This is a genomic window from Rahnella contaminans (assembly GCF_011065485.1).
Taxonomy (GTDB): domain Bacteria; phylum Pseudomonadota; class Gammaproteobacteria; order Enterobacterales; family Enterobacteriaceae; genus Rahnella; species Rahnella contaminans.
In genome coordinates, this window is sequence record NZ_JAADJS010000004.1 from 253,343 (window position 1) to 266,150 (window position 12,808).

A 12,808-nucleotide genomic window follows, 5' to 3' on the forward strand; every position below is an offset into this window, starting at 1 on the left:
AAGGAAAGACATGGCAAACATTAACGACGTTTCGCGGCTGGCGAAGGTGTCGAAAGCGACGGTGTCCCGTGTCCTGAGTGGCAGCCGCGGTGTCAAAGAGGAAAGCCGCCTGGCCGTAATGCAGGCGGTGGAAACGCTGCAATACAAACCGAGCGTGATTGCGCAGTCGCTGTCCACGCAGTCCACCGGCTGTATCGGCGTGATTTGCGCGGCAGAAAACATCAACCAGTCCACCGGTTATCTGCACGCGCTGGAAAAAGAGTTACGGCTAAACCAGAAATATTTGCTGCTGAGATTCGCCACGGATGCGGCGGGTCTGGCGCATTCAGTTAACGAAATCGGCAGAGGATTATGCGATGCGATGATCGTTATCGGCGCGCGCTTTGAACTGCCGCCATTGCCGGAAAACGTGATTACTATTGATTGTCTGGATGAAGATTCCGACCGCAGCATTCACTTTGACCGCAGCTTTGCCGCCGAAACAGCCTGCCAGTATGTTTTGCAGCAAGGACGCAGGCAGATTGCGCTGATTAATGCAGAAAACGGCGAAACCGCCGGGCAAATCTTGCAGGGTTATCATCAGGCGCTGGAAAAATTCCTGCTGCCGTACGACCGGCGGCTGGTCCACAGTGGCGAACAGGCGCTTACGCAGTTGCTGGCGCAAAACGTTCCGTTCAACGCATTGCTGGTGCCGGACGATGCCAGCGCACAGGACGCCCTGCGCCAGCTCGCGCAACACGGGCGCGCTGTGCCCGCCAGCGTGATGGTCTTCAGCCTCGACAGCACGTTGCCGCCGGGGATTTCCGCCGTTCCGGCCATCACGTATCCGCTGGAAACGCTGGCACAAACCGCCATGGCGTTGCTCGCCGGGCAATTTTCAGCGAACGCGGGCGCACCGGTTCGCGGGCAGCTTTCTATCCCTTTCTGACCCACATCTCATGTCGCGCAGCAACGGATATCCGCCTGCGCGATTGTTTGCTACCATTACGCTCTGATCCCCTTAATCCAGTTCATTGAAAAACGTGAAGAAAAAAAGGCCCGTACTCCAGGATGTTGCCGACAAAGTGGGCATCACCAAAATGACGGTCAGCCGTTATTTGCGCAATCCCGAACAAGTTTCCAGCGCCTTGCAGGAAAAGATTTCGGCTGCGCTCGATGAACTGGGTTACATCCCAAACCGCGCCCCGGATATTCTCTCGAACGCCAAAAGTCGCGCCATTGGCGTGTTATTGCCGTCACTGACCAACCAGGTGTTCGCCGAAGTGCTGCGTGGCATCGAGAGTGTCACGGATATTCACGGCTATCAGACCATGCTGGCGCACTACGGCTACAGCCAGGAGCGCGAAGAACAGCGTCTCACGTCACTGCTTTCTTACAATATTGACGGCCTGATTTTGTCCGAACGCCATCACACCGCGCGTACGCTGAAAATGATCGAAGTGGCCGGTATTCCGGTAGTTGAGATGATGGACTGCGTCTCGCCGTGCGTGGATCTGGCGGTCGGTTTTAACAACTTCGAAGCCGCGCGGCAGATGACGCAGCAGATCATCGCGCACGGGCATCGGCATGTGGTGTATTTCGGCGCGCGTCAGGATGAGCGTACGATCATCAAGCAGCAGGGTTACGAGCAGGCGATGCGTGAATCCGGGCTGGAGCCTTACAGCGTGATGACCAGCCGTTCATCCAGCTACAGCGGCGGTGCGGAATTACTGCGTCAGGCGCAAAAAGACTGGCCGCAAATCGACAGTATTTTCTGCACCAACGATGACCTCGCGGCGGGCGCATTCTTTGAATGTTTACGTCAGGGGCTGAGTATTCCGTCACAAATGGCGATTGCCGGTTTCCATGGTCACAACATGGGGCAGGCGATGGAGCCACCGCTCGCCAGCGTACTCACGCCGCGCGAAAGAATGGGGCAGATTTCAGCCGAACGCCTGCTGGCAAGATTGCGCGGCGAAGAAGTCTTTCCGAGGATGGTGGATGTAGGGTTCACCATCTCGGCAGGCGGAAGTATTTGATTTAAAATTCCTCCCCCTTCGCAGGGGGAGGAGAAAGTCTTACTTCTGTAATGTTTTCAAGGCCGCTACGCAGCGATCGACCACACCTTCAAACTTATGATCGATATTTACGCGCAAGACATCCGGCTCATCTTCGCCCGGTTCTTCGAGCGCATCGAACTGGCTTCTCAGTAAATCCGTCGGCATAAAATGCCCGGCGCGCGCTTTCAGGCGCTCGGCAATCACGTCAAAACTGCCTTTCATGTAGATGAAGACCATGCCTTCGTTGTCTTTGCGCAGCGCGTCGCGGTAGCGGCGTTTCAACGCGGAACAGACAATAATGCCGGTTTCATTTTTATGGCGCAGGCTGTAAGCCGCATCATTCAGACGTAATAACCATGGCGCACGATCGTCGTCATTGAGCGGCGTACCGCTGGCCATCTTTTGAATATTCGCGCGGGGATGAAGATCATCACCGTCGATGAATTTTGCGTTAATTTCACGGGCCAGTGCCGCGCCGACGGTGGATTTACCGCTGCCTGACACGCCCATCAGAATGATGCTTTGTCCTGCCATAAGTATGATCTCTATCCCAAAATGAACATTTCGACTGCGTAGTGAGTCCTAATATTAGCATGTTACCGGTATCATGATACCGGTAACAAATGGAGATGTGACTAATATCACAAAGGAATGCACTGCTGTTTTAGCGGTCACGGTCTGTACCCGTTGCACTGTTAATTCCTACAACATGTTGAAAATTAAAAACAATGCGTCACCTGTCTGGCCACGATGCCACGGTGACCGCATGAGGGGAAGAATATGCCAATAGTTATTGTAGCGGTGGGCGTTGCACTGCTGTTGTTACTTATGATCCGATTTAAGCTGAACGGCTTTATCGCGCTGATCCTGGTCGCCCTGGCGGTCGGGATTATGCAGGGTATGCCGGTCGATAAAGTTATTACGTCGATTAAAAACGGGGTAGGCGGAACGCTGGGCAGCCTGGCGCTGATCATGGGCTTCGGGGCCATGCTCGGTAAAATGCTGGCGGATTGCGGCGGCGCGCAACGTATCGCGACGACGCTTATCGAAAAATTTGGCCGTGAGCACATTCAGTGGGCCATCGTGCTGACCGGTTTTATCGTCGGTTTTGCGCTGTTCTATGAAGTCGGCTTCGTGCTGATGCTGCCGCTGGTCTTCACCGTTGCCGCGGCTGCGCGTTTGCCACTGTTGTACGTCGGTGTGCCGATGGCGGCGGCGTTATCCGTGACTCACGGTTTCCTGCCTCCGCACCCGGGCCCGACCGCAATCGCGACCATTTTCCATGCGGACATGGGCAAAACCTTGCTGTACGGTTCGCTGCTGGCGGTGCCAACGGTAATTCTGGCGGGGCCGGTGTTTGCGCGCTTCCTGAAAGGTATCGATAAACCGGTGCCGGAAGGTCTGTTCAACCCGAAAACCTTTACTGAAGAAGAGATGCCAAGCTTTGGCGTAAGCGTCGCGACTTCTCTGGTGCCGGTGATTTTGATGGCATTCCGCGCCGTTTGCGAAATGGTCCTGCCAAAAGGCCATCCGGTTCTGGCGTACGCTGAATTCTTCGGTGACCCGGTGATGGCAACGCTTATCGCGGTGTTGATCGCCATTTTCACCTTCGGCCTGAACCGTGGCCGTAAAATGGAAGACGTCATGGCAACCGTGACCGATTCCATCAAAATCATCGCGATGATGCTGTTAATTATCGGCGGTGGCGGTGCGTTCAAGCAGGTTCTGGTCGACAGCGGTATTGAGAAATACATTGCAGCCCTGATGGATGGCAGCAACTTATCACCGATCCTGCTGGCCTGGTCAATTGCCGCCGTTTTACGTCTCGCGCTGGGTTCCGCAACCGTTGCGGCGATCACCGCAGGCGGTATCGCGGCTCCGTTGATTGCGACTACCGGCGTCAGCCCTGAACTGATGGTTATCGCTGTGGGTTCCGGCAGCGTTATTTTCTCTCACGTCAACGATCCGGGTTTCTGGCTGTTCAAGGAGTACTTCAACCTGAGCATCGTCGAAACCTTCAAATCCTGGTCGGTGCTGGAAACCATTATTTCCCTCTGCGGCCTGGGCGGATGCTTGTTGCTGTCGATGGTTGTCTGACGACAAATTGTGAGCATAAAAAAGGCGAGCCGTGTGGCTCGCCTTTTTTACATCATTTTAAATTGTTTTAAGCGTCTGGATAATTTGCGGATTCAGTTCCAGCATTTTCAACAGCTTCAATGCTGCGCCATTTGGCAAACGCTTTTGTTGTTCCCATGCCTGCACCAGCGAGGGAGAAACACCAAGCAGCCGGGCGAACTCATCCTGTTTAACACCTGCTTTTGTGCGAATTTGTTTTACTTCAGGCATGGAAATACGCGTGATATGCGCAGGTGCCATCTCACCTTTACGGATCGCGACCATTTCTTCAGCGGATTGTCGCAATTCTTCAAAGAATTCTTTCGTCATGGTCTATCTCCTGTGTCACGACAGACTTCGTACAATGTTTTTCAAAATCGATTTTTCGCTTTCCGTCAGAGAATCTTTCTCACTCTTGGGATAAACCAGCAGCATGTAAATCTGACCATCAGCGCACAGGTAATAATAAATCGCCCGCACACCTGCACTTTTCCCCCGACGATGGTTACCCCAGCGGACTTTTCTGCAACCGCCCGTCCCGACGATCAAAGCCCCTGCATCGGGATAATGCGTGAGGTATACCTGAAACTGGCGATATTCCTCCTCAGTCAGCAGCTCTTTGCATTTGCGGCTAAAAGTCGGGGTTTCGATAAACTCCAGATATTCCATATGACTCATTCCATGACTCAAGATGGCCGGATAATACTCTCACAGGGTAAGAGTTCAACGCGAGGTTTTTCTCGTCAGAAACGAAAAAGGCGAGCCGTGTGGCTCGCCTTTTTGTCACGACTGTCCGCTAAATCTTTAAATACGCCCTGATCCCATCCAGGAACATCTGCGTCGAAAGCATCACCAGGATCAGGCCCATCAGACGTTCAAGGGCGCTGACGCCTTTGTCGCCGAGCAGTTTCAGGAAAACGTTCGACAGTAGCAGGATAGCCATCGACATGCCCCAGGCGATAAATAACGCCAGCGTTAAGTGGCTCATCTGATTCGGGTACTGATGCGAAAGCAACATCAGCGTGGCGAGAATTGACGGACCGGCGACCAGCGGAATGGCCATCGGTACGAGGAACGGTTCCTCACCGGCGGGTAAACCGCTGCTGCTTTTCTCTTCCGACGGGAAAATCATTTTGATGGCAATCAGGAACAGGATGATGCCGCCGGAAATCGACACGGTTTCAGTGCGCAAATTCAGGAACGACAGAATTTTTTCCCCTGCGAACAGGAAAATCAGCATCAGGATCAGGGCAATCAGCATTTCGCGGATCAGCACCACGCGGCGGCGTTTCGGATCAAGATGTTTTAACACCGACATAAAAATCGGTAAGTTGCCCAGCGGATCCATAATTAAAAACAGCAAAATGGTTGCTGAAATCATTTCGGTCATGACTACCTCAGAATGATGAAATTCGGGTTAAAAATGCTTGTTATAAGTTGTGCTGCTATTAATGGCGGCACTATTGATTAAATTCACTTGCCACTTTTAGTACATTTTGTAAGGTGGTAGACCAGCGCGTTAACAGAGCATGGCGCATCATAAAAAGGCGCCAACGTAGTGCAAAACGCGCGTTAAGCTTTTTAAGCCGTTATCACCCTCAGGGCAGGACAGATATTATGAAAAATGTAGGTTTCGTTGGCTGGCGTGGAATGGTCGGTTCTGTACTCATGCAACGCATGATTGAAGAACGCGATTTCGACGCTATCCGTCCGGTATTCTTCTCCACCTCTCAGCACGGTCAGGCCGCGCCTTCTTTCACGGGGCAGTCTGGTACCTTGCAGGATGCCTATGATCTGGACGCACTGAGTGCGCTGGACATTATCATCACCTGTCAGGGCGGCGATTATACCAATGAAATCTACCCGAAGCTGCGTGAAATCGGTTGGTCTGGCTACTGGATTGACGCAGCATCCTCTCTGAGAATGGAAGATGACGCGATAATCATCCTCGACCCGGTCAACAGCGCGGTGATCCATCAGGGTATCGACAAAGGCATCAAAACCTTTGTGGGCGGTAACTGTACTGTCAGCCTGATGCTGATGTCCCTTGGCGGTTTGTTCGCCAATGACCTGATTGAGTGGGCGTCGGTTGCCACCTATCAGGCCGCTTCCGGCGGCGGTGCGCGGCACATGCGCGAGCTGCTGACCCAAATGGGCATGCTGCATAATAGCGTCGCGAAAGAACTGGAAAACCCGGCTTCTGCCATTCTGGATATCGAACGTAAAGTGACGGCGCTGACCCGCAGTGGCACGCTGCCGACTGACAACTTTGGTGTTCCGCTGGCGGGCGGTCTGATCCCGTGGATCGACAAACAGCTCGATAACGGCCAGACCAAAGAAGAGTGGAAAGGCCAGGCGGAAACCAACAAAATTCTCGGCACGTCCAGCATCATTCCGGTGGATGGCCTGTGCGTCCGTATCGGTGCGCTGCGTTGTCATAGCCAGGCGTTCACGCTCAAACTCAAAAAAGACGTGTCGATTCCAGAAATCGAACAAATGCTGGCGTCGCATAACGACTGGGTTCGTGTCATCCCGAATGATCGTGAATTGTCGATGCGTGAACTGACGCCAGCGGCAGTTACGGGCACTATGAATACGCCGGTGGGTCGTCTGCGTAAACTGAATATGGGCCCGCAATATCTGTCTGCGTTCACCGTCGGTGACCAGTTGCTGTGGGGCGCGGCAGAGCCACTTCGCCGCATGCTGCGCATCTTGCTGTAACGGCATAGTTACCCTGATTTCGTCCCAACGGGACACCAGCACGGTGTCCCGTTTTTATTTCTGTCTTCAATCACTTCACCGTTAAACCGCATTTTCCCAGCGCAACCCTCTGAATTTCATTTTGCGAAAAATTCATCGGCTTCTGTCCACTGATTTACCGAACCTTTGTCTATGCTTAGTAGAAGAGCTCTGCCTCTTTGAGAAGCTGAAACAGAAACTTATTTGGAAATTGTGAACATAAGCGCCATCGCGCATTTTATGGCAAAACGAAATCACGCCAGATCACAAAGTGACAGGAAAAAGGGGAGCAAACTGGGATCACGTTTCGTATTGAATACCTGAATGATTTTATTGGATTTATTGATTTAATTAATCATAGGACGAAATTCATGTCTGTACTTCCCGATCAGCACGTCATTAATCAAATTATATCTGGCCATTACGCTGATCCTTTTTCTCTTTTGGGAATGCATTCCGTGAGCGCCGGGCTGGAAGTTCGTGCGCTGTTGCCGGATGCCGATCAGGTCTGGGTCATTGATGTAGAAAAAGGTAAACAGGTCGCAGAACTGCGTCGTTATGACGATCGCGGTTTTTTTGTCGGCCTTATTCCCCGCCGTAAAAATGCCTTCCGTTACAAGCTGGAAGTGCGCTGGGGCGAGAATCTCCATGTGATTGACGACCCATACCGCTTCGGCACGTTGTTGCAGGAACTGGATATCTGGCTGCTGGCGGAGGGGACACATCTGCGGCCATACGAAAAACTTGGCGCGCATCCGCAAACGCTCGACGATGTCGATGGCGTCAGTTTTGCGGTCTGGGCACCGAACGCGACACGCGTTTCGGTGGTCGGTGAATTCAATTTCTGGGACGGTCGCCGCCATCCGATGCGTCAGCGTCGTGAAAACGGCATCTGGGAGCTGTTTATTCCGGCCGTTCACGAAGGTCAGCTGTATAAATTCGAAATTATCGACTGTCGCGGCAATATTACCCTGCGCGCCGATCCTTACGCATTTGAAGCCCAGATGCGCCCGGACACCGCGTCCTGCGTGCGAAAACTCCCGGACGTCGTACCGTTTTCAGAAACCAGAAAGAAAGCCAACGCGCTGAATCAGCCGGTTTCGGTGTACGAAGTTCATCTGGGTTCGTGGCGACGTCATACCGACGATAACTTCTGGCTGAGCTACGGCGAGCTGGCGGAACAGCTGGTGTCTTACGCCAAATGGATGGGCTTTACGCACATTGAGCTGATGCCGGTTAACGAACATCCGTTTGACGGCAGCTGGGGTTATCAGCCGCTGGGCATGTACGCGCCGACCCGTCGTTTCGGCACGCCGATGGATTTCAAAGCCTTCGTTGATGCCGCGCACGACGCTGGTCTGAACGTGATCCTCGACTGGGTGCCGGGGCATTTCCCAAGCGATGCCTACGGACTGGCGCAGTTCGACGGCACCGCGCTGTATGAATATGCCGACCCGCGCGAAGGCTATCATCAGGACTGGAATACGCTGATTTATAACTATGGCCGCCACGAAGTACGTAACTATCTGGCGGGGAATGGTTTTTACTGGATTGAGCGCTTTGGCATTGACGGCCTTCGCGTTGATGCCGTGGCCTCCATGATTTACCGTGATTACAGCCGCAAAGCCGGAGAGTGGATCCCGAACTATTATGGTGGCCGCGAAAATCTCGAGGCGATTGCCTTCCTGAAATATACCAACCAGACCATCGGGCGCGAACTGGGTGGCGCGGTGACGTTAGCGGAAGAATCGACGGATTATCCCGGCGTCACCATGCCGCCGGATGCCAACGGGCTGGGCTTCCATTACAAATGGAATCTCGGCTGGATGCACGATTCGCTCCAGTACATGCAGCTGGATCCGGTTCACCGCAAATACCACCACAATCTCATGACGTTCGGCGTGCTTTACGCCTACAGCGAGAATTTCATTCTGCCGCTTTCGCATGATGAAGTGGTTCATGGCAAAAAATCCCTGCTCGACAGAATGCCCGGCGATACCTGGCAAAAGTTCGCCAACCTGCGCGCGTATTACGGTTTCATGTGGGCGCATCCGGGCAAAAAATTGCTGTTCATGGGCGGTGAATTTGCACAGGGGCGTGAGTGGAATTTCGACGCCAGCCTCGACTGGCATCTGCTGGATGACCCGGCCGGCTGGCACAGCGGCGTTCAGCATCTGGTGCGTGATTTAAATCTGACCTATCAGGCTAACGCGCCGCTGTATGAGCTCGATTACAACCCGCGCGGCTTCGAATGGCTGGTGGTTGACGACCATGAGAACTCCATTTTTGCCTTTGCGCGCCGCGATGAAAACGGCGGCGAAGTGATTGTTATCAGCAACTTTACGCCGGTGCCGCGGGAACACTACCGGATTGGCATCACCCGTCCGGGGCGTTATCACGAAATTCTCAATACTGATTCGCACTTCTACCGTGGCAGCAACGTCGGGAACTGCGGTGACGTTTACAGTGAAAACATCGGCCATCATCAGCGTGAGCATTCGATCAGCATCACCATTCCGCCGCTGGCGACCGTCTATTTGCGAAGAGAAGAGGCGTAATGAAACAGCTCGAAACCGGTCAGGCCGCGCCATTTGGCGCACATCTCAGAGATAACGGCGTGAATTTTTGCCTGTACTCCGCGCATGCGGAAAAAGTGGAGTTATGTCTTTTTGATGAGACCGGCAGCGAGCAGCATCTGCCTTTACCGGGCCGGACCGGCAATTTGTGGCACGGTTTTTTGCCCGAAGCGAAAGCCGGGCTGCGTTACGGTTACCGCGTTTACGGGCCTTTTGACCCGCAAAACGGCCACCGCTTTAACCCGAAAAAAGTGCTGATTGACCCCAGCGCGCGGGCGATTGACGGTGTCCTTCTGGATAACGCGCGGTTCACCGGCGGCACCGATTCGCCGGACGATAAGGACAGCGCCGTGGTGGCACCGAAATCGGTGGTCGTCGCCGGTAAGTTTGACTGGGAAGACGACAAACCGCCCGCCACGCCGTGGGGCGAAACTGTGATTTACGAAGCGCATGTGCGCGGGCTAACGCGCCAGCATCCGCGTATTCCGGCAGCCATCCGCGGTACTTACGCCGGGCTGGCGCATCCGGTCATGCTCGAATATTTGCAGCATCTGGGTGTCACGGCCATTGAATTATTGCCCGTTCAGCATCATGCCGACGAACCGCGTCTGCAACGTCTCGGCCTGAGCAATTACTGGGGCTATAACGTGCTGGCGCCTTGTGCGGTTGAACAAAGTTATGCCAGCGGGCTGGGCGGCGTGTCGGCGCTGAGCGAATTCAAATCCGCGGTGAAAGCGCTGCATCAGGCGGGCATAGAAGTGATCCTCGACGTGGTATTCAACCACAGTGCGGAGCTGGATATCGACGGGCCGTTTATTTCGTTTCGCGGAATCGACAATGCCAGCTGGTACTGGCTCAACGACGATGGCTCGGACAACAACATGACCGGCTGCGGCAACGCGATGCGCCTGACAAATGACGAAGTGATCGCCTGGACGCTCGATTGCCTGCATTACTGGGTACGCGAATGTCACGTTGACGGTTTCCGTTTTGATCTGGCGACACTTCTCGGCAGAACGCCGGAGTTCACCGCGCAATCGCCGCTTTTCGAGGCGATTAAGCAGGATGCTGTCCTTTCAAACATCAAACTGATTGCTGAGCCCTGGGACATCGGCACCGGCGGCTATCAGCTCGGGAAGTTTCCGGCACCTTTCGCCGAATGGAGCGACATCTGGCGCGATGAAATGCGCCAGTTCTGGCTGCACGGCGATATCTCCATCGGGCAGTTTGCCGGGCGTATCGCGGCGTCGGCGGACACATTCAATCCCGCGCAGCGCGAACCTTACGCCAGCATCAACATGCTGACTGCGCACGACGGTTTTACGCTGCGCGATTTAGTGAGTTTTAACCAGAAACATAACCAGGCTAACGGGGAGGAAAACCGCGACGGCCATAACGAAAATTTCAGCCAAAACCACGGCGAGGAAGGGCTGGAGGCATCTGCCGACGTATTGCGACAACGCCGTCTCAGCCAGCGGGCATTGCTGGCGACGCTGTTTATGTCACAGGGCACGCCGATGTTGCTGGCCGGTGACGAGCAGGGCAACAGCCAGCAGGGAAACAACAACGCCTATTGCCAGGACAATCCGCTGACCTGGCTCGACTGGGAAAACGCCGATGAAAGCCTGATGGCCTATACCTCTGCGCTGATTGCGTTGCGCCGGAAAATCCCGGCACTGACGCAAAACCGCTGGTGGCAGGAAGGCAGCGAAGATGTGCAATGGCTGAATCAACAGGGGCAACCAATGAGTACCGGCGACTGGGAGCAGGGGCCGCAGCAATGGCTGCAAATCTGCCTGTCGCGGCGCTGGTTGTTGATCGTGAATGCCTCACTGCATGAGGTTGAACTGCATCTGCCGCCGGGGAACTGGCAGCCGGTTGCGCCGTTTAACAGCGTGCTTTTTGATGAGGAACCCCGGCGCGTCACGGAAGGCTCGCAATGGCGGGCAGCAGCAAAAACCCTCTGTGTCCTACAAGATTTTACTCCACAGAGCCGGTAACTATAAAAACGAAGGAGTCAGATATGGCGACATTAGATAATCGGGACCCGGTCATGCTGGCGCGACAATTGCCGCTGAAATCCGTGGCGTTGATTCTGGCCGGGGGACGGGGTTCAAGACTGAAAGATTTGACCTCTACCCGGGCAAAGCCCGCCGTTCACTTTGGCGGGAAATTCCGCATCATTGATTTTGCCCTGTCGAATTGCCTGAATTCAGGGATCCGCCGCATCGGCGTGATCACACAATATCAGTCACATACGCTGGTTCAGCACATCCAGCGAGGCTGGTCTTTCCTCAATGAAGAAATGAACGAGTTTGTGGATTTACTGCCGGCGCAGCAACGCCACAGCACCGAACACTGGTACAAAGGCACCGCCGATGCGGTGTATCAGAATCTGGATATTATCCGTCGCTATAACGCCGAGTTTGTCGTGATTCTGGCCGGGGATCATATCTATAAAATGGACTACTCGCGGATGCTCATCGACCACGTACAGAAAGGCGGAGAATGTACCGTCGCCTGCCTCGAAGTGCCGATTTCCGAAGCCAGTGAATTTGGCGTGATGGGCGTGACGGAGGATTATCAGATCACCCGTTTCGTCGAGAAACCTAAAGATCCGCCGCCGATGCCGGGCAATCCGGACATGGCGCTGGCGAGCATGGGCATCTACATTTTTAATGCAGACTATCTTTTCCGCATGCTCGAAGAAGACATGGCGAGTGAGGAATCCAGCCATGATTTCGGCAAAGACCTGATCCCGAAACTGACCCGTCAGGGGGTAGCGCGCGCACATCCGTTTGGCCTGTCCTGTGTGACGCAAAACGACGAATTGCCGCCGTACTGGCGGGATGTGGGGACGCTTGACGCCTACTGGCGCGCGAATCTGGATCTGGCATCGGTGACGCCGGAACTGGATATGTATGACCGCAACTGGCCCATCCGTACACACATGGAACCGCTGCCGCCCGCCAAATTTGTGCAAGACCGGTCGGGCAGTCACGGTATGACCATGAACTCGCTGGTGGCCGGTGGCGTTATTGTTTCAGGCTCGGTGGTGGTGCATTCCGTGCTGTTCCCGCGGGTGCGCATCAACTCTTTCTGCAATATTGATTCGACGATTATTTTGCCGGATGTGAATGTGGGTCGTTCCTGCCGTTTACGCAAATGTGTGATTGACCGCGCCTGCCAGATCCCGGAAGGCATGGTGATTGGTGAGAATGCCGATGAAGACAGCCGTCGTTTTTACCGTTCGGAAGATGGCGTTGTACTGGTGACGCGCGCGATGCTGGCGAAACTATAAAGACACGTTAGAGAGCAGTATTTTTCGTCATCCCGGTG

11 protein-coding genes are annotated in these 12,808 nt (G+C 54.2%); 7 read left to right on the forward strand and 4 right to left on the reverse strand.

The window, feature by feature from the left end:
• Positions 1-10: 10 nt before the first annotated feature.
• Positions 11-928 (forward strand): LacI family DNA-binding transcriptional regulator, encoded by a 918-nt coding sequence (locus GW579_RS18410; protein WP_165060933.1) that lies wholly within the window; start codon positions 11-13, stop codon positions 926-928.
• Between the two features lie 94 nt (positions 929-1,022).
• Positions 1,023-2,018: a gluconate operon transcriptional repressor GntR gene (gntR, locus tag GW579_RS18415; RefSeq protein ID WP_152327569.1), complete on the forward strand. Its 996-nt coding sequence runs from the start codon at positions 1,023-1,025 to the stop codon at positions 2,016-2,018.
• Between the two features lie 39 nt (positions 2,019-2,057).
• On the opposite strand, the gene GW579_RS18420 is transcribed toward gntR, so the two are convergent.
• On the reverse strand, positions 2,058-2,573 hold the full coding sequence (locus GW579_RS18420) for a gluconokinase (RefSeq protein WP_152327568.1): 516 nt from the start codon (positions 2,571-2,573) through the stop codon (positions 2,058-2,060).
• A gap of 246 nt (positions 2,574-2,819) precedes the next feature.
• On the opposite strand from GW579_RS18420, the gene gntT reads away from it, so the two are divergent.
• Positions 2,820-4,136: a gluconate transporter gene (gene gntT / locus GW579_RS18425; RefSeq protein WP_152327567.1), complete on the forward strand. Its 1,317-nt coding sequence runs from the start codon at positions 2,820-2,822 to the stop codon at positions 4,134-4,136.
• 57 nt (positions 4,137-4,193) lie between these two features.
• Here the strand turns inward: gntT and nadS are convergent, their stop codons facing one another.
• From nadS to GW579_RS18440, 3 genes are all read right to left on the reverse strand, one after another.
• The gene (gene nadS, locus GW579_RS18430) at positions 4,194-4,484 is read right to left on the reverse strand and encodes a NadS family protein (protein WP_129637682.1); all 291 of its coding nucleotides are present in this window, start codon (positions 4,482-4,484) and stop codon (positions 4,194-4,196) included.
• A gap of 15 nt (positions 4,485-4,499) precedes the next feature.
• Positions 4,500-4,823 carry an addiction module toxin RelE gene (locus tag GW579_RS18435; protein WP_152327624.1) on the reverse strand — a complete coding sequence of 108 codons (324 nt, stop codon included), beginning with the start codon at positions 4,821-4,823 and terminating at the stop codon, positions 4,500-4,502.
• A gap of 127 nt (positions 4,824-4,950) precedes the next feature.
• On the reverse strand, positions 4,951-5,544 hold the full coding sequence (locus GW579_RS18440; protein ID WP_152327566.1) for a YhgN family NAAT transporter: 594 nt from the start codon (positions 5,542-5,544) through the stop codon (positions 4,951-4,953).
• Between the two features lie 227 nt (positions 5,545-5,771).
• Between GW579_RS18440 and asd the strand changes: the two genes are divergently transcribed.
• From asd to glgC, 4 genes are all read left to right on the forward strand, one after another.
• Positions 5,772-6,875 (forward strand): aspartate-semialdehyde dehydrogenase, encoded by a 1,104-nt coding sequence (gene asd, locus GW579_RS18445; protein WP_120132887.1) that lies wholly within the window; start codon positions 5,772-5,774, stop codon positions 6,873-6,875.
• 389 nt (positions 6,876-7,264) lie between these two features.
• Complete coding sequence (glgB, locus tag GW579_RS18450; protein ID WP_165060936.1) at positions 7,265-9,451, forward strand: 1,4-alpha-glucan branching enzyme; 2,187 nt, start codon at positions 7,265-7,267, stop codon at positions 9,449-9,451.
• Positions 9,451-11,469, forward strand: a complete 2,019-nt coding sequence (gene glgX, locus GW579_RS18455) for a glycogen debranching protein GlgX (RefSeq protein WP_165060939.1) — start codon at positions 9,451-9,453, stop codon at positions 11,467-11,469. Before glgB ends, glgX begins: the two co-directional genes overlap by 1 nt.
• Positions 11,470-11,492: 23 nt before the next feature.
• A complete protein-coding gene (gene glgC, locus GW579_RS18460; protein ID WP_165060942.1) occupies positions 11,493-12,770 on the forward strand; it encodes a glucose-1-phosphate adenylyltransferase in 1,278 nt (425 codons plus the stop codon).
• The last annotated feature ends 38 nt before the right edge of the window (positions 12,771-12,808 follow it).